22 protein-coding genes and 1 rRNA gene are annotated in these 17,333 nt (G+C 40.6%); 16 read left to right on the top strand and 7 right to left on the bottom strand.

Features of this window, described 5'->3' with window-relative positions; genetic code table 11:
* The first annotated feature begins 102 nt into the window (after positions 1 to 102).
* The 7 genes from ACJJVX_RS21335 (at position 103) to ACJJVX_RS21365 (ending at position 3,379) form a co-directional block, all read left to right on the top strand.
* Complete coding sequence (locus ACJJVX_RS21335; RefSeq protein WP_054455827.1) at positions 103 to 315, top strand: calmodulin; 213 nt, start codon at positions 103 to 105, stop codon at positions 313 to 315.
* 74 nt (positions 316 to 389) lie between these two features.
* Positions 390 to 602, top strand: coding sequence for a calmodulin (locus ACJJVX_RS21340; protein ID WP_054206573.1), 213 nt, complete (start codon positions 390 to 392; stop codon positions 600 to 602).
* A gap of 136 nt (positions 603 to 738) precedes the next feature.
* Positions 739 to 951 (top strand): calmodulin, encoded by a 213-nt coding sequence (locus tag ACJJVX_RS21345; protein ID WP_054206572.1) that lies wholly within the window; start codon positions 739 to 741, stop codon positions 949 to 951.
* Positions 952 to 1,276: 325 nt separating this feature from the next.
* Positions 1,277 to 1,870 (top strand): DUF998 domain-containing protein, encoded by a 594-nt coding sequence (locus tag ACJJVX_RS21350; RefSeq protein WP_054206571.1) that lies wholly within the window; start codon positions 1,277 to 1,279, stop codon positions 1,868 to 1,870.
* 15 nt (positions 1,871 to 1,885) lie between these two features.
* Positions 1,886 to 2,371: an OsmC family protein gene (locus ACJJVX_RS21355; RefSeq protein WP_405633457.1), complete on the top strand. Its 486-nt coding sequence runs from the start codon at positions 1,886 to 1,888 to the stop codon at positions 2,369 to 2,371.
* Between the two features lie 491 nt (positions 2,372 to 2,862).
* Positions 2,863 to 3,075, top strand: coding sequence for an EF-hand domain-containing protein (locus tag ACJJVX_RS21360; RefSeq protein WP_054206568.1), 213 nt, complete (start codon positions 2,863 to 2,865; stop codon positions 3,073 to 3,075).
* An 88-nt stretch (positions 3,076 to 3,163) separates the two neighbouring features.
* A complete protein-coding gene (locus ACJJVX_RS21365; protein WP_054206567.1) occupies positions 3,164 to 3,379 on the top strand; it encodes an EF-hand domain-containing protein in 216 nt (71 codons plus the stop codon).
* Between the two features lie 105 nt (positions 3,380 to 3,484).
* Here ACJJVX_RS21365 and trkA read toward each other — a convergent pair whose 3' ends face one another.
* The 4 genes from trkA to def are packed head-to-tail and all read right to left on the bottom strand — an operon-like array spanning position 3,485 to position 7,656.
* On the bottom strand, positions 3,485 to 4,861 hold the full coding sequence (gene trkA / locus ACJJVX_RS21370) for a Trk system potassium transporter TrkA (RefSeq protein ID WP_054206566.1): 1,377 nt from the start codon (positions 4,859 to 4,861) through the stop codon (positions 3,485 to 3,487).
* Positions 4,862 to 4,877: 16 nt separating this feature from the next.
* Positions 4,878 to 6,176 carry a 16S rRNA (cytosine(967)-C(5))-methyltransferase RsmB gene (rsmB, locus tag ACJJVX_RS21375; protein ID WP_405633461.1) on the bottom strand — a complete coding sequence of 433 codons (1,299 nt, stop codon included), beginning with the start codon at positions 6,174 to 6,176 and terminating at the stop codon, positions 4,878 to 4,880.
* Entirely contained in the window at positions 6,169 to 7,122 is a 954-nt protein-coding gene (gene fmt, locus ACJJVX_RS21380) for a methionyl-tRNA formyltransferase (RefSeq protein WP_170174404.1), read from the bottom strand. The genes rsmB and fmt overlap by 8 nt, the downstream gene beginning before the upstream one ends.
* Positions 7,123 to 7,149: 27 nt before the next feature.
* Positions 7,150 to 7,656, bottom strand: coding sequence for a peptide deformylase (gene def, locus ACJJVX_RS21385; RefSeq protein WP_054455816.1), 507 nt, complete (start codon positions 7,654 to 7,656; stop codon positions 7,150 to 7,152).
* A 118-nt stretch (positions 7,657 to 7,774) separates the two neighbouring features.
* Here def and ACJJVX_RS21390 point away from each other — a divergent pair, with 118 nt between their 5' ends.
* The 6 genes from ACJJVX_RS21390 to hemF all read left to right on the top strand — a co-directional run bounded on the left by ACJJVX_RS21390 (position 7,775) and on the right by hemF (position 12,753).
* On the top strand, positions 7,775 to 8,896 hold the full coding sequence (locus ACJJVX_RS21390) for a LysM peptidoglycan-binding domain-containing protein (protein ID WP_064435992.1): 1,122 nt from the start codon (positions 7,775 to 7,777) through the stop codon (positions 8,894 to 8,896).
* 29 nt (positions 8,897 to 8,925) lie between these two features.
* Positions 8,926 to 10,011 carry a DNA-processing protein DprA gene (gene dprA / locus ACJJVX_RS21395; protein ID WP_405633463.1) on the top strand — a complete coding sequence of 362 codons (1,086 nt, stop codon included), beginning with the start codon at positions 8,926 to 8,928 and terminating at the stop codon, positions 10,009 to 10,011.
* 29 nt (positions 10,012 to 10,040) lie between these two features.
* On the top strand, positions 10,041 to 10,514 hold the full coding sequence (locus tag ACJJVX_RS21400; RefSeq protein ID WP_054206560.1) for a DUF494 family protein: 474 nt from the start codon (positions 10,041 to 10,043) through the stop codon (positions 10,512 to 10,514).
* A gap of 110 nt (positions 10,515 to 10,624) precedes the next feature.
* Positions 10,625 to 11,197 carry a type I DNA topoisomerase gene (locus tag ACJJVX_RS21405; protein ID WP_054206559.1) on the top strand — a complete coding sequence of 191 codons (573 nt, stop codon included), beginning with the start codon at positions 10,625 to 10,627 and terminating at the stop codon, positions 11,195 to 11,197.
* Positions 11,198 to 11,218: 21 nt separating this feature from the next.
* On the top strand, positions 11,219 to 11,800 hold the full coding sequence (locus tag ACJJVX_RS21410) for an L-threonylcarbamoyladenylate synthase (RefSeq protein WP_054206558.1): 582 nt from the start codon (positions 11,219 to 11,221) through the stop codon (positions 11,798 to 11,800).
* 2 nt (positions 11,801 to 11,802) lie between these two features.
* On the top strand, positions 11,803 to 12,753 hold the full coding sequence (gene hemF / locus ACJJVX_RS21415; RefSeq protein WP_405633468.1) for an oxygen-dependent coproporphyrinogen oxidase: 951 nt from the start codon (positions 11,803 to 11,805) through the stop codon (positions 12,751 to 12,753).
* A gap of 35 nt (positions 12,754 to 12,788) precedes the next feature.
* Here the strand turns inward: hemF and ACJJVX_RS21420 are convergent, their stop codons facing one another.
* Both ACJJVX_RS21420 and ACJJVX_RS21425 read right to left on the bottom strand, forming a co-directional pair.
* Positions 12,789 to 14,396: a methyl-accepting chemotaxis protein gene (locus ACJJVX_RS21420; RefSeq protein WP_054206556.1), complete on the bottom strand. Its 1,608-nt coding sequence runs from the start codon at positions 14,394 to 14,396 to the stop codon at positions 12,789 to 12,791.
* Positions 14,397 to 14,484: 88 nt separating this feature from the next.
* Positions 14,485 to 14,922 (bottom strand): group II truncated hemoglobin, encoded by a 438-nt coding sequence (locus tag ACJJVX_RS21425; RefSeq protein ID WP_054206555.1) that lies wholly within the window; start codon positions 14,920 to 14,922, stop codon positions 14,485 to 14,487.
* A gap of 68 nt (positions 14,923 to 14,990) precedes the next feature.
* Between ACJJVX_RS21425 and aroE the strand changes: the two genes are divergently transcribed.
* On the top strand, positions 14,991 to 15,815 hold the full coding sequence (gene aroE, locus ACJJVX_RS21430; RefSeq protein ID WP_054455812.1) for a shikimate dehydrogenase: 825 nt from the start codon (positions 14,991 to 14,993) through the stop codon (positions 15,813 to 15,815).
* The gene (locus tag ACJJVX_RS21435) at positions 15,812 to 16,066 is read left to right on the top strand and encodes a DUF1488 domain-containing protein (RefSeq protein WP_054206553.1); all 255 of its coding nucleotides are present in this window, start codon (positions 15,812 to 15,814) and stop codon (positions 16,064 to 16,066) included. Before aroE ends, ACJJVX_RS21435 begins: the two co-directional genes overlap by 4 nt.
* Here the strand turns inward: ACJJVX_RS21435 and ACJJVX_RS21440 are convergent.
* On the bottom strand, positions 16,063 to 16,596 hold the full coding sequence (locus ACJJVX_RS21440; protein WP_054206552.1) for a gamma carbonic anhydrase family protein: 534 nt from the start codon (positions 16,594 to 16,596) through the stop codon (positions 16,063 to 16,065). The genes ACJJVX_RS21435 and ACJJVX_RS21440 overlap by 4 nt on opposite strands.
* Positions 16,597 to 17,233: 637 nt before the next feature.
* Here ACJJVX_RS21440 and ACJJVX_RS21445 point away from each other — a divergent pair.
* Positions 17,234 to 17,333, top strand: a 16S ribosomal RNA gene (locus ACJJVX_RS21445); the annotation flags it as partial.

Genomic DNA, 17,333 nt, shown 5'->3' on the forward strand with positions numbered 1-17,333 from the left:
GCTTATAAATGTTGGCATCGAAGTTGTAATAGTCTAGTTGTACTGAACGAAAACATGATTACTACTTTGTTCTAAACCATAAACATTGAAGGAATATTTATTATGAATACATTAAATAAAACACTAGCACTTATCGCATTAGCATCATCTTCAGCAGCATTTGCTGCAACCGACTTTGATACGTTAGATGTTGATGGTAGCGGCGCAATCAGCCAAAGCGAAGCGTCAGTTGATGCAGAGCTTATGGCAAAGTTTGCTGAACTAGATACAGACGGTAACGGTGAGTTGTCTAAAGACGAGTTCTCAAAGTCGTAATATAGGCATTCTTTTACTAAAGGGATCTCTGAAAAGGACTTCCATTCTTAATTTATCTACAAGGAATATTTATTATGAACACATTAAATAAAACATTAGCACTTATCGCATTCGCATCGTCTTCAGCAGCATTTGCAGCAACCGACTTTGACACGCTAGATGTTGATGGTAATGGCGTGATTAGCCAGCAGGAAGCATCAGTTGATGCGACTATTTCTGCAAAGTTTGCAGAACTTGATACTGACCAAAACGGTGAGTTATCAAAAGAAGAGTTTTCACAAGCTTAATACCTGAATACTTAGTTTATCCTGAGTTGCCAAAGACAACCTAAATGGGAAAGGAACCTATGATAAAGGATAGCAAGGACGGCTTTAACCAGTATTGAAACCAATTTTTTGATAGTACATTGAAGGAATATTAATTATGAACACATTAAATAAAGCATTAGCACTTATCGCACTAGCATCGTCTTCAGTAGCATTCGCTGCAACCGACTTTGACACGCTAGATGTTGATGGCAATGGCGCAATAAGCCAAAGCGAAGCATCAGTTGATGCCGAACTTATGGGGAAATTTACAGAGCTTGATATTGACCAAAACGGTGAGTTATCAAAAGAAGAGTTCTCTAAAGCATAATATGATTTTTTAAAATTGATTCTTCCCTGATCATTTTACTCTAAAGCAGCCACCCTCCTGGCTGCTTTTTTGTTTGTTTATCGAACGTTTATACCCAAACCACCTCAAGATGCAGAATTCAGCGTTCCACAGGGGCTTAATATCAAGGCGTTACTTTGCAATAATGGTCGTCCCTTTTAAGAAGTAACAACGTAGAGAGTAAGCGCCTATGAAACGCCCAGAGGGTTAGTTTAAAAGCGACGCTCGCATATTGAGGTGGCTTGGGTATACATGTTTTGAAAATAAGTTTATTATCAAGGCGTTAATTCATACATGGAGGTGAATAATGTTATCGCTAATTTCTTCGTACGCCGCAATTATAGCCAGTATATGGATTGTGGTAGGTGTTTATGTGGCTGGTCGGTTTTACCCAAATTACAGTCATAGAAAACAATTTTGCAGTGAGCTTGGTGCCACTGGTAGCCCTACAGAAAAATTATCTCCCCTTATAAACAATTACCCACTAGGCATACTTTTTTGCCTATTTGGCTGGCATGTTCTTGCATTTGATGATGCATCTATTCTCATTAATCTAGTTGCTTGGCTAGTCATTGTTCATGGTATAGGAACTTGGGTGGCTGGTTATTTCCCTATGGATGCAGATCCTTATATAAAAACGCCAACTGTGAGTTGTAATATCCACTCTTGGGCTGGTTTTATTATGTTACTTTCATTGCTAATTGCGCCGTTGCTGGTGGTTTTTAGTGAGAGTGTGTCGGTTATTTTTCGGTGGTTTTCAGCGGTGTCGGCCGGATTTACAATTTACTTTTTAGTGTTGTTGGCTAAAGCGTTTAAGGCAAGAAAGCACGCAGGGGTTTATCAGCGTGTATCTTATGGTATTCAGCTATTGTGGCTAAGTGCATTTTCGTGGGTGATCTAAATAAGAGGAATTGAAATGTCAGAGTATCTAGTGAAAATTGACTGGACGCGTAAAGCAGATGAATTGTTTATAGATAACAAATACAGTCGATCTCATCAGTGGGAGTTTGATGGTGGTCTAAGCGTGGCGGCATCATCTTCTCCGCATATAGTGCCACTACCGTATTCGGTTGCTGAAAATGTCGATCCAGAGGAGGCATTTATCGCTTCGTTGTCGAGCTGCCATATGTTGTTCTTTTTATCTATTGCTGCAAAACATAAAATTAAAATTGATAGTTATATTGATAATGCTGTCGGCGTGATGGAAAAAGACGATGCGGGTAAAGTCGCTATGAAACTGGTTACATTAAAGCCGAAGGTAACACCGTCAGAGGGGCAAGCGTTGAGCTTTGAGCAACTGGAATCTTTTCATCACCAAGCGCATGAATTGTGTTTTATTGCCAACTCAGTAAAAACTAAAATAGTCACTGACATTGTTTATTTTAGAGACACTCGGTTATAAGCAAAATTTAACCGCTTTGCCATTGTGATTTCGCACAATGGCAACAAACCACACTTTTAAGCAAAAACCAGCTCCGTTATTTTCTTTTCTGTTAAAATATATTTTTAAATCAATTAAAATCAAAGGCTTAAGCTTGTTGTTTTACAGGTTTATTTTTTAAACTATGGCTATTCAGTTGCAATACGATTTTAGACACTCTAAAAGTGAGCTAAAAAAGCGTATGAAAGATAAAACTGTGTCATTTATTAAAAACCTAAACCATTGATTATTATTTATTTAATTTTTATGTAAAGTGACTTGTTGCTAATTGGCCACAAAAAAGAGTGGTTAAACCTTTTTATTCTTCCTTTTTAACTATCAACATCATGATTTTAAATAACTATTTAGAGTTGGCACCGAAGTTGTAATAGTTAGCTTGTATTGAACGAAATGAGATTGCCCTCGGTAGTTTATATAGCGTTCGTAAACATAAATATTGAAGGAATATAACGATGAATACATTAAATAAAACATTAGCACTTATCGCATTAGCATCATCTTCAGCAGCATTCGCTGCAACCGACTTTGACACGTTAGATGTTGATGGCAGTGGCGCAATCAGCCAAAGCGAAGCATCAGTGGATGCAGAGCTAATGAGCTTATTCTCTGAACTAGATACCGATGGGAATGGTGAGCTTTCTGTAGAAGAGTTTGCAAAAGCTTAATTTTTATAAAGTGATTTCTTAAAGAGATTTTCGATACCAATATAATGAAAAGTAAAAATACTACTTTTTATTTATGAGGAATAAAACGATGAAACATATTAATACAACATTTGCTATTTTGGCCCTTGCAGCTTCATCAGCAGCATTTGCTGCGGTTACCTTTGAATCATTTGATACCGATGGTAATGGTGCTATTTCCAAAGAAGAGGCATCGGTAAATACACGCCTTGTAGAGATATTTGCAGACTTAGATACTGATCAAAACGGTGAGTTATCAAAAGAAGAATTCGCCAAGGCACAATAAGCTTTCCTTAGCGGAAAATAAAATGAACACTTCACTTCATATACGTAAAAAGCAGCTTAACTTAAGCTGCTTTTTTAATTGAACCGGTATATAAAGCATATTTTCTTATAAGAAAATCGCACTTACTTGGAATAGTTTTTCAACGACGTTGATATGCTTTTTATCAATTAAAAACATGATAACGTGATCACCAGAGTGAATAACCGTGTCGTCGTGCGCAATTAATACATCATCGTTACGAACGATTGCACCAATAGTAGTCCCTGCAGGAAGCTTGATATCAGCAATTGCACGCCCTACAACCTTTGATGTGTTTTCGTCGCCATGGGCAACAGCCTCAATCGCTTCTGCCGCACCTTTACGTAAAGAATACACATTTACAATGTCACCACGGCGAACATGAGTAAGCAGCGCTGAAATAGTTGCTTGCTGCGGTGAAATAGCAATATCAATTTCACCACCTTGCACTAAATCAACATACGCACCGCGCTGAATAAGCACCATGGTTTTTTGTGCACCCATGCGTTTGGCAAGCATGGCCGACATGATGTTTGCTTCATCGTCATTAGTCACCGCAATAAACACATCAACTTGTTCTATGTGCTCTTCCGATAGCAGCTCTTGATCGGATGCATCCCCACAAAACACCACGGTGTTATCGAGCATTTCAGACAGCTGCTCGGCACGCTCTTTACTGCGTTCGAGTAACTTTACACTGTGATTTTTTTCAAGTGAACGGGCAAGCCCTGCACCGATATTACCGCCACCTGCGATCATAATTTTTTTGTATGAACGCTCGAGCTTCTGTAGCTCATTCATTACTGCTCGAATGTGCTTAGTTGCAGCGAGGAAGAATACTTCATCATCAGCTTCAATAACGGTGGTGCCGAGAGGCTTTATCGCTTTACCTTGGCGATAAATGGCAGCAACACGCGTTTCAACGTTAGGAATATGCTCTTTTAAGGCTGATAGCGCATAACCAACCAATAAGCCACCGTAGTATGCTTTAACAGCCACTAACGAGAGCATGCCATCACCAAACTGCAAAACCTGTAAAGCCCCTGGGTAGTCAATCAAGCGACGAATATACTTGGTGACCAATTGCTCGGGTGCAATGTAGTGATCAACCGGTAAATCATCATTTTGAAATAACTTTTCACGGTACTTTAGGTATTGCTCTGAGCGAATACGTGCAATTTTAGTGGGCGTTTTAAATATACTGTAAGCAACTTGGCAAGCGACCATGTTCACTTCATCTGAACTGGTCACTGCTATTATCATATCGGCGTCTTCCGCACCGGCGCGGCGTAGTACGTCTGGGTGTGCACTGTGTCCTGTCACACCTTGCAGGTCGTACTTATCTTGCAACTCACGTAAACGGTTGCCATCAATATCAACAACCGTGATTTCGTTTTGTTCACCTACGAGGTTTTCAGCGAGCGTTCCGCCTACTTGTCCAGCACCGAGTATGATTATTTTCATGGTTTACTTGAGCTTCTTATGAGTGTTTTTTTACAAGTTTGGCATAATAGAAACCGTCGCTTTCACCGGGCAGCAATTGCAGACCTGGGTTTGCTGGCGTGTCGTTATCATGTAGCGGAATATGCTCAACGTCATTGTTGTTTGTTAAAAACTTAGCAACTTGTAATTGGTTTTCTTGTGGTAATACCGAGCACGTTGCATAAATTAAGGTACCACCGGGCTTAAGTAACGGCCAAATGTTATTTAGAATATCACCTTGTAATGTTGCAAGATCATTGATATCAGAGGCACGGCGCAACCATTTTATGTCAGGGTGGCGGCGGATCACGCCTGTTGCAGAGCAAGGGACATCTAATAAAATGCGATCAAACTGTTGTTCGTCCCACCATTTGTGTGGTTGAGAAGCATCAGCACATTGTAAATCAGCACCTAGACCAATACGGACAAGGTTTTGTTTTACGCGCTCAAGGCGTGTTTCGTCGCAATCAAGAGCAAGTACGTCGGCATCAGCAAGCTCTAAAATATGACATGTTTTACCACCAGGGGCAGCACATGCATCTAAAATGTGCTCTTCAGCTTTTGGATCTAAAAAGCGTGCCGCTAACTGTGCTGCAGCATCTTGTACTGAACATGCGCCGGTGTCGAATTCGGGTAATGAGAAAACATCTCGTGGTTTATCTAGCTTAATGCCATCAGGAAAGTCAGCATTTAACGTGTGTGCGATATCATTGGCTGTAAGCATCTCGCTATATTCAGCTGTGTTATATTGCGCTTGATTAACACGTAACCACATTGGTGCTTGCTGTTGGTTGGCTTCTAACAGTGCTTGCCAAGAGTCAGGGTACGCTTCGGTAACTTGTTTGATAAACCAGTTTGGGTGGTTGTATAAACAGACCGGAATTTGTTTGGCTTTTTCTTCTAGCTCTTCTTGCTGGCGCTGAAAGCTGCGTAATATAGCGTTGATCAAACCTTTTAGACCCAGAGCTCTTAGCTGCTCTAAAGCATTTACTGTTTCACTGATAGCTGCATGAGGTGGAACACGCATATGTTGTAGTTGGTAAATGCCAACATACAGCAAAAACTGGAATATACGGCGCTTTCCCTTGAGAGGTTGTTCTACTAAATGCTGGCAATAATTCTCTAAGCTTGGCAAATAACGCAGTACACCGTAACAAATTTGCTGTAATAAGGCTTTATCTTTAGGGGGTAAACCTTGGCTTGCAAAAGGCAGCTCTTGATTTAGAGATGCGCCTTTATCTACGACGTTATATAAAGTTTCGGCGGCAAGCGCGCGTATGTTGGGAGCTTTACTCATTGTTTTCGCCTAATATTGTACCAGGAGTTACCCAGTCTGCTCGGCCGTTTAAAAAGTCAGTAATGGCCATTGGCTTTTTGCCTTGTGGTTGTACTTGCGTGATATTAAGTGCGTTAGTGCCACAGGCAATCACAATGCCGTGTTTATCGCTTTGTAAAACAGTGCCTGTAGGGCCTGTTTGTTCAACAACATTGGCTTGGTATACTTTTACAGTGTTTTCGCCCATTTGGGTAAAACACACTGGCCACGGATTGAATGAACGAATGTTACGTTCAATCTGTGCAGCGTCCATTGTCCAATCAATGTTTGCCTCTTCTTTAGAGAGCTTTTTAGCATAGTTAGCCAGTTCATCATCTTGTACTTGTGGTGTAATTTCACCATTAGCCAATTGAGTGATGGTGTTGATAAGTGCGCTTGGGCCTAAATCAGCAAGCTTATTGTATAGGCTGGCACTGGTCTCAGTCGCATCAATAGGGCAACGGCTAATATGCAGCATGTCGCCGGTATCTAGGCCTTCATCCATTTGCATAATAGTGACGCCAGTCTCAGTATCCCCGGCCCAAATAGCACGCTGTATTGGTGCAGCACCGCGCCAGCGTGGCAAAATTGAACCATGTACGTTTAAGCAGCCTAAGCGAGGTGCATCTAAAATAGCTTTAGGTAACAGCAGTCCATATGCAACAACAATCATAATGTCGGCATTAAGGTTGTTTAGTTCAGTGAGTGCGTCGTCACTTTTTAATGAGGCCGGTTGAAAAACAGGTAATTCATGCGCCAGCGCAAGTTCTTTTACTTCACTGGCTTTGAGTTTTTTTCCGCGACCAGCAGGGCGATCAGGTTGGCTGTATACGCCAACAATTTGATGCTCTGAATCGATAAGAGCTTGTAAATGGCGCGCAGCAAAATCGGGCGTACCGGCAAAAATAATGCGTAATGGTTGTGTCACTGAACTTCCTAATTAATTCTAAGGTACTTATTGCGCTGCAAGCTTGGCTTCTTTTTCAAGTTTTTTACGAATACGTTGACGCTTTAACGGGGATAAGTAATCAATGAATAACTTACCAATTAAGTGATCAAGCTCGTGTTGGATGCAAATAGCTAAAAGTTCATCAGCATCTAAAGTGAACTCTTCACCTTTCTCATTAAGGGCTTTTACAGATACTGTTTCTGCGCGATCAACTTTTGCGTAAGAATACGGTACAGATAAACAACCTTCTTCACTGACTGTTTCACCCGCTTGGGTTATAATCGTTGGGTTGATCAACACCAAGGGTTCATTGCGTTCTTCTGATACATCAATGACGACAATGCGTTGATGAATGTCAACTTGGGTTGCGGCTAATCCAATGCCGTTCTCGTCGTACATAGTCTCTAGCATGTCTTTTACAATTTGACGAATTTGGTCGTCAACATGCGTTACTTCTTTTGCAATTGTACGTAAACGTTCATCTGGAAATCTTAAAACTTCTAACCTAGCCATAGTAACCTTTTTCACTTGTGCTTAATTTAGGGTATTGTATGCTCTTATTTTAGCCATTCGCGTTCACCTTTAACAGGTTTTGGTTGATAATAATGAAAAAACACCACAAGGAAGCTCAATGAAATACCCATTATTCGCAGCAGTGTTGGCACTAAGTACTGCATTTCCATCGGTAGCCGATGTATTAAATATAAAAAAAGATGCGCCAAAACAGTATGTTGTAAAAAAAGGTGATACGCTTTGGGATATTTCAGCTATCTATCTAAATAAGCCGTGGTTGTGGCCTGAGCTTTGGCAAATGAATCCGCAAATTGATAACCCACACCTTATTTATCCCGGCGATGCCCTTTCTTTGATTTATGATGAGCACGGAAATCCACGCTTAGTGATTAATTCAGGTTATAAAAAATTGTCCCCACATGGACGAATTACACCAAAAGGTCGTAATGCAATCCCAACTTTGCCACTTGAGCTATTACGCCCTTATTTGACTTATGAGCAAGCGCTAAGTAGAAAAGAGATAGCGGAAAAACCTTATATTTTAGGTGCTAATGTAAACACTAAAATGAACACCGAAGGTCATATTGTGTATGTTAAAGGCGAGCTTAAATTGCATGAAGCTTATGCAATTTATCGTAAAGGCAAAGCGTATATTGATCCTGAGACGAATAAAGCACTGGCATATAAATCACAATTAGTGGGTATAGGCCGCGTATTCAGAGAAGGTGATTTATCACAAGGAGTGCCTTCCTCTGTTAAAGTGACTGAGGCTAAACAGGAGATCAGAGCCACAGATTTCTTAATGCCAGCAATGCAAGGACAAGCCTTACCTGCCTATTTTAAAATGCAGCGCCCAGATGAGCCGATTACAGGTAACATTATTGCAGCAACAAGTAGATTAAGAGAATTCAGCACAATGGATATTGTAGTGCTAAACTTAGGTTTAGAGCAGAATATTAAAGCAGGCCATATTTTAGATATTGAACGTCAATCACCTACAGTGTTTGATGGACGTAATGGCCCTCGCTATGAAGAAGATTCTAATAGCCTTGAAAAATTCATGAAAAAGAGCGATGAATTTTTTGGGGTTGAGCCAGATAAAAACTCTACAGTGTGGCATATGCCAAAAGAAAAAGTTGGCGAGCTAATGGTATTTAAAGTACATGAAAAAGTTAGCTACGCTTTAATCGTAAAAAACCAGCACCCAATCCGCATCGGTGATTTTGCAGTTATAAATTAAATCAGGTTTGAGTGCTCTAAGGAGAGAGCATGGAAAATTCTTCAGGCAAGCTTGCACACTGGCTTGCCTTTTATTTATGTAAAGGCTTGGGTGTTAAAACTTTACTGGCTCTAGCGCAAAACCAGCCATTAGAGTGTTTATTTGAACTTAACCACGAGCAGTTAGTAGAGTGCGGCCTTAGTTCACAAATCGCTAGCAACTTACTTGCTACTGATTGGCGGCAAGTCGATTACTATCAGACATTAATTGCTCAGTCAGATATAACTGCAATTAATTATTTTGATTCCCCCTTATATCCCCCGTTATTAAAAGAAGTGGCTAGTGCACCCTTGTTATTATTTTGCCGCGGTAATTTAGAACTACTGAATAGTCCACAAATAGCGATTGTTGGCAGTCGTCATGCTACACCATCAGGGCTAGAAATAGCGGCTGAGTTTGCGCATCAGCTTACTCTTGCAGGGTTAACTGTTACCTCAGGAATGGCACTTGGCATTGATGGTGCAGCCCACAAAGGAGCGCTTGCGGGCAACGGTAAAACGATTGCAGTACTTGGCACAGGAGTTGATGTGTATTATCCCAAACGGCATAAGCTGCTTACAGATAAAGTATGTGAACATGGCTTATTAGTGAGTGAGTTTTTACCTGGCACAGCCGCTAATGGTAATAATTTTCCGCGCCGAAATCGCATAATATCGGGTTTATCACTCGGTGTATTAATTGTCGAGGCGCAAATTAAAAGCGGCTCACTCATTACAGTACGCTATGCACTGGAACAAAATAAAGAAGTGTTTGCTGTGCCAGGTTCAATTAAAAACCCGCTATCAGAAGCAAGTCACTTTTTAATAAAGCAAGGGGCAAAATTAGTCGAAAATGTCAGTGATATTTTAGATGAAGTAAGCTTTTCCTGTCAAAACAGTCTATATAATATAGAGAAAGCGCAGACTAACGAACCCACATGCGAAGTACTTTGTAGTGTAGGTTTTGAAGTGACTGCAGTCGATGTAATTGTTCAGCGTAGCCAATGGCCGATAGATAAAGTACAAGCACGTTTACTTGATCTTGAGCTTGAAGACCGGGTCGAGCGGGTATTAGATGGCTATATCCGAGTTCGCTAGATTATAGATACTTATATAAGGGAAGTAACATGTTCGATATCCTCATGTACCTCTTTGAAAATTATATTCATAGTGAAGCTGAAATTTATGCTGAGCATAATGAACTCACAGATGAGTTATTACGTGCGGGCTTCAATAAGCCCGAAATATACAAAGCATTGAATTGGCTAGAGCAATTAGCTGAACTACAGCACAGTGATGAAATTCCTTATCTCAATGCTTATCCACAACATGCGGTACGTATTTTTACAGAGAGTGAATGTGAGATGCTTTGTGTTGAGTGCCGTGGTTTTTTAATGTTTATAGAGCAGATTGGGGTTATAAATAGTGCGGTTCGTGAAATGGTCGTGGATCGCTTACGTGCTTTAGATAAACCTTTTATAACGATTGATGATTTAAAATGGGTAATACTAATGGTGCTATTTAATGTGCCTGGTTCCGAGTTTGCTTATTCTCAAATGGAAAAAATTATTTTTAATGAGCCTGCTGAGGTTTTACATTAAACATCGACTTTTTCAATACGTGTGCTTTTAGAGGATTTAGGTGGGTATGCTTGTATCTTAAATTAGTTTGGGTATATTAGGCGAAAATTAACCAACCGCTTTGGAAACACATGAGCAAAATTGATCATTCACTTTTCTCTGCAAACCAACACGCCTTAGAAAAAGAGTACGAAGTGTGCCCTCAATGTGGTTCTGAGTTAGTTATTCGTAATAGCAAGTCAGGTCCTTTTCTTGGCTGTGCAAGTTACCCTAAATGTGACTTTATTCGCTCTTTAGTACAGCATGATACTCAGCAAATCAAGGTTCTAGAAGATAGCCCTTGCCCTGAATGTGCAAACCCGCTGGTGGTTAAAAATGGTCGCTATGGCATGTTTATTGGTTGTACAGGCTACCCTGAATGTCATTATATTGCCCATGACGAGCCTAAAGAAAATGAAGACGTATTACCTGCATGTCCTAAATGTACTAAAGGGCAGCTAGTTGCACGTAGTAATAAATTTGGAAAAATCTTTTACTCATGTAACAGCTACCCAAGTTGTAAGTACACTTTAAATCACAAACCTATTGAACACACTTGCCCACAATGCCAGTGGCCAGTGATGACACAAAAGAAGATGGCGAACAGTGATGTGTTACAATGCCCCCAGAAAAACTGCTCGCATAAATTGACGGTGAGCGACTAATTAGCAGCTTTAACTTTTTGTATGTGGAGAATTCCTGTGGCCGATTCAACCTCTGTGCCTAAAACCGCCCTTACTGCTTTGCAGCAAGGAGGTGTTATTGTTTATCCAACTGAAGCAGTATATGGGTTAGGTTGCGACCCAGACGACCAACACGCCGTTGAAAAATTATTAGCGATCAAGCAACGCCCAGTCGAAAAGGGCTTAATTTTAATTGCTGATAATTATGGTCAGTTACTAAAATATGTTGATGACGCAAAAATTCCTATGGATAAACGCGCTGATATTTTTTCTAGTTGGCCAGGGGCGATTACGTGGGTAATGCCTGCAGCTAAAAATACACCAAAATGGTTAACAGGGCAGTTTGATACCATTGCGGTACGTGTAACAAATCACCCAACGGTTAAGCGTTTATGCCAAGAACTTGGTAAGCCTTTAGTGTCAACAAGTGCTAATTTATCAGGGCAAGATACAGTAACCAGCATTGAAATGGCGAAGAGTGAATTTGATCAACAGGTTGCGTTTTATGTTGATGAGCCATTAGGTGGCCGAACTCAGCCAAGCACTATTAAAGACGTAATGACCGGTAAAATATTTAGAGGATGAACATGCACAGTAATCTGCTTGAACAAGTAAAAACGTATTTAATGGCTTTGCAAGACACTATTTGCGAAGGCTTAGAGCGCGCTGATGCGAACGCTAAGTTTGTTGAAGATAGCTGGCAACGTGCAGAGGGGGGCGGAGGGCGAACGCGCGTCATTCGTGATGGAAATATCATAGAACAAGGCGGCGTTAACTACTCTCATGTGTTTGGTGCATCAATGCCTGCATCTGCTACCGCACATAGGCCAGAACTCGCTGGACGTAGTTTTCATGCTTGTGGGGTGTCGTTAGTTATTCACCCTAAAAACCCGCATATACCAACTAGCCATGCAAACGTGCGATTTTTTATTGCAGAAAAAGAAGGCGAAGAACCTATTTGGTGGTTTGGTGGCGGGTTCGATTTAACACCTTTTTATCCTGTATTTGATGATGTTAAGCATTGGCACCAAGTGGCGCATGATCTGTGCGCTCCTTTTGGCGATGACGTGTATCCTCGCTATAAAAAGTGGTGCGATGAATATTTTTATATCAAGCACCGTAATGAAACTCGTGGTGTGGGCGGCTTGTTTTTTGATGACTTGAATGAGCATGGCTTTGAGCAAAGCTTTGCTTTTATGCAAGCTGTTGCTAATGGCTTTCTCGATGCTTATGTGCCGATTATAGAACGTCGTAAAAGCGACGAGTACACACAGCAACAACGTGACTTCCAGCTTTATCGCCGAGGTCGTTATGTTGAGTTTAATTTAGTGTGGGATCGCGGTACGTTGTTTGGTTTGCAAACAGGTGGCCGTACAGAATCTATTTTAATGTCTATGCCGCCACTTGCGCGCTGGGAATATAATTATACGCCAGGGGCAGAAAGTCCTGAAGCGCAGCTTTACCAATTCTACTTGAGGCCACAAGCATGGCTAAGTAGTGAACCGGAGCAATTAGTTGCCCGAGACTGGCAATTATAATACCGAGTTGGCGCTAATTGATTTAGCGCCGCACCTTAATTTAATTTAAAACGTCTGACCTGCTCATCCAACGAGCGAGCTAGCGATAATAGTTCTTCACTTATTTTTTGATTGTCGTTGGCATCGACTAATGAGCGCTCCGCATTATCACTGATTGCCACAACACTTTGATTAATTTCTTCAGCAGCTAAGCTTTGCTGTTCTGTTGCATCAGCAATTTGTACATTTAGCTGATTAATTTCGCTCATCTGAGAGGAAATATCTTTTAAAGCCTGTGCAACTTTTTTGACTTGTAGCGCCCTATCATCAGCTTCTTCACACGAGTTACTCATCATAGTGACGGTTTGCGAGGCTTCTGATTGTAGCTTATCTATTGTGCGTTTAATCTCGTCTGTTGAATCATGAGTACGTGTTGCTAAAGTGCGAACTTCATCGGCGACAACAGCAAAGCCTCGACCAGCTTCTCCCGCTCTTGCTGCTTCTATTGCAGCATTTAACGCGAGTAAATTAGTTTGTTCAGCAATGCTACTGATCACTTCAAGTACTTTTCCCACTTCTAAGGTTTGAGCTTGTAGCTGACTTACTTGCTGGGCTGCGCTACGAACATCGTCAGCGAGTTGATTTATGCTTACCTGCGTATGCTCAGCAACGCGTAAGCTCTGTTGTGCAAGCACATTACTACTCTCCGATTTTTCTGAAGCAAAGTGAGTGGTATTTTTAACTTCGTTAGATGAGCTTTCCAGTTCATTAATTGCAGCCGCAACAGAGTCTGTTCCTTGTTTTTGGCTTAATATTGATTGTTCAGTCGCATCGACAGAGGCATAAATGGCTTCGGCAGAATGAATCAACACTTTTGATGAATGTGACACTTGCGCAATATTTTCTTTAAAGGCACTTATCATCTGATTAAAGCTATTTGCTAAGGAGCTTAACTCATCGTTATTGTTATCCTCAATTTTGAGGCTTAAATCATTATTGCTAGTGGCTAGGTGCATCATGCGATCAATGTTATTGAGGCGTTTAATGAATATTCTTCTAAAGAGTAAACCCAATAATAAAAAAGCAGTTACAAAAAGCGTAGATAGCAGGGCTGTATTGATAAGTGTATTTCGCGTTACTTTTGTTTCAATATCTGCGAGTGAATAACTAATTTTTACAACCCCTAATACATCACCTTCTTGCGCCTGATGGCAACCAAGGCAATTCGTTCCTTTATGATCACTGCTTGCAAGCATCGGCTTTAAATAGGTCATATAACGCGTACTTTGCTGTTGTTCAATGAAAAGGTCTTCTTTTCCATTAAGTGCTGCAATCTCTGCGTCGTTACTTGGAGCTTGGTTTGCAGCGCCTGGGCCATAAAGTTTGTTTACAATGGGGCTACGGATTATATGGGCATCTTCAATATTTGGGTGATTACGTAATTTGCTGCTTAGTATTTCTCGATTCGCCATTGTGCCAGTGAGCATCATGGTATTGATGGAATCAAAGTAATTATCAGCAAGTAGCTTAATGTTGCTGGCAATTGTTTCCTGGGCAAGGGTATGTTGCTGATTTGAACTACTGAAAATACTTGCAAAAAGTACTAGCACGCCGGTGATTGCCAGTAATGCATAAATTTTATGTTGGATGGATTTCACGCGCATAATACTCTTCTAAACAAGATAGCGTTATTATCTGTATTTAGAAGAGTACGACATTGATATAGCGCAAACTTAAAAGATTAAAATCGCTTTAGTGCTGGTTGATCATGTGACTGGCAAGCTGCGCCAATGATTTTCGTAACCCTTCTCGTAATAAAGGATTATCAATTTCAGCATCTAACGCTTTATCCATACAATACATCCATTGATCGCGTAAATCTTGATCGATAGGAAAAGGCATATGGCGTTTACGCAGCATAGGGTGACCATGTTTTTCTACAAACAAATCAGGGCCGCCTAACCAACCGGATAAAAACTCAAAAAATACTTGGCGAATACGATCTAATGGTTGAGGATGCATATCATATAACGGTTTAGCGTAATCATCGGTGGCCATAATGTCGTAGAATCTATTTGCAAGTGCAAATGCGCCAGCTTCTCCCCCCATCATTTGGTAAGGCGTTTTTTCGGGAGTAGGTGCTTGCTGTGGCTCAGGTTGTTTCGATTTAGAAAAGAGTCGTTTAATCATAGTTTTTATCATCGTTAATTAGCAGTAAGTTACTCTGTAATATTACTAAACAAAGAGGTTGCTCGAATATGGACAAATATGCAGTTTTTGGAAATCCCATTAAACACTCAAAATCCCCTGCGATACATAAGCAATTTGCAACCTCATTGGGCGAGAAAATCGATTATCGGGCAATACTAGCACCAATAGATGGCTTTAAAATAGCGGTTGCTGATTTTTTTGCTGCTGGTGGTAATGGTGCCAACGTAACTATGCCATTTAAAGAGCAAGCATATGAATTAGTTGATGAGCGAACTGAGCTTGCCACCATTGTCGGTGCTGTGAATACAATAAAGCTGCTAGATGATGGCCGCTTATTAGGTGATAACACCGATGGTGTTGGCTTTGTTAATGACTTGCTCGCAAATAAAGTTTCTATTAAAGGTAAACGTATTTTACTGATTGGTGCTGGTGGTGCGGCGCGAGGGGTTGTATTGCCATTACTGGCACAGCAGCCGAGTGAAATCATCATCGTCAATCGCACCGCGGCAAAAGCCAAAGCATTAGCACAGCTGTTTGCTCAATATGGCGCAGTGACAGGCTATGGATTTGATGATTTACCTGAAGGTGATTACTCACTAATTGTAAACTCTACATCTAGTAGTATGTTGGGTGAGTTGCCAGCACTCGACAAAAAGCACCTTAATAATTGTAAATGTGTATATGATATGTTTTATTCACTACAAAACACTCTGTTTATGCAATGGGCACAGGATTACAAAGCCGATATTAGCGTACTAGATGGTAGCGGTATGCTCGTTGGGCAAGCAGCACAAGCTTACTTTGTTTGGCGTGATAAAATGCCAGCAATACTCCCTATTGTGCGATCATTAAAAGCTGGAGAATTGATATGAATCAAGCAATTCAATTTATAGATCGATTTGAATTTAATGTGCAAAGCCAGCAGTTAACGTTTTTTGCCCAAGTAAGTGGCCTAATGGTTAAATGTGTTATTGATACGCAAAGTCTAGCATTGGCAGATCAGCAAGCGGCTAAGGCGCACTTTGAAGCTGTACGTTTTGACTATGAAGATATTGCCGAGCAACTAATCGAAGATGAAGAGTATAACTCGGCGGGAGAGATTGTTGTTGCAGTGCTGAATTAACCTTCAGCTAGGTACTCATCTTTGAGCTCAACATAATTGATGGCTGACACTTTTAAAAAGCTCAGCTCTTGCTCTGTTAAAGGGCGGGCTTGTTTTACTGGACTGCCAACATAAAGGAAACCAGACTCTAAACGTTTGTTTGGTGGGACTAATGAACCGCCTCCAATAATCACATCGTCTTCAACTATCGCGTTATCCATTACAATAGCGCCCATACCGACTAAAATACGATTACCTAACCGACACCCGTGCAGCATTACTTTATGGCCAACAGTAACATCGTCACCAATGATAAGCGGATAACCATCAGGGTTACTTTTACTTGGACGAGTAAGGTGTAGCACACTGCCATCTTGTACATTAGTACGTTCACCAATACATATATAGTTAACGTCTCCACGTGCTGCGACTAATGGCCATACACTACTATCTTTACCTAGCGTTATATTACCAACTAAAACTGCGGACTCATCAATATAAACAGATTGATTAAAAGTAGGGGTTATTCCCTTATAAGAACGGATAGTCATAAAAACACCTAATAAAATGAAAGTGATTGAATCTGATGATAGCAGCAGAGCTAATAAAATGGCCAGTATGGATCTATGTTGCTCACTAAACTAGCACTTTCAAGGTGTTTAGCTCGTAAACCGAACGAACAGTACTTTATTTCAAGTTTTCTTTAAAAAACGCTTGCGTAAAATCAACCGCGCCCTATAATGCGACCCCACTGAGACGGCAGACAGCAACGCTTAGCGGGGCAAGAGTTAATCAGTGAGTCGAGTAAAACTTGAGTTTAGATTTTTTAGAAAGTTTAAATTTAAGTGTTGACAAAAAAATAGGAAAGCGTAACATGCGCAGCCCTAGCGAGATAAAGTTTAACTTTAATCGCAACGTTCTTTAACAATATAAAGCAATCATCTGTGTGGGCACTCGTACAGATTGAGTTCTAACAGCCAAGCTTAACTTTCTTTTTAGATAGGTAAGCAAGGCAAAAAATTTAGAGTCTCAATGTGATTTCTCGAAAGAGAAACTGAGTGACCAACAGAATAGTTATTTTTAATAATTATTCAGCACAGTCAATTCAATATCGAAAGATATTAAATAAATTCAGAATTCATTGAGCAGGTTCTTCATTCTTTATTGGATGAGAACAGAAAAAACTTTTAATTGAAGAGTTTGATCATGGCTCAGATTGAACGCTGGCGGCAGGCCTAACACATGCAAGTCGAGCGGTAACAGAGAGTAGCTTGCTACTTTGCTGACG

This window comes from Pseudoalteromonas sp. Ld20 (assembly GCF_045064175.1).
In the GTDB taxonomy this organism is placed as follows: Bacteria; Pseudomonadota; Gammaproteobacteria; order Enterobacterales; family Alteromonadaceae; genus Pseudoalteromonas; species Pseudoalteromonas neustonica.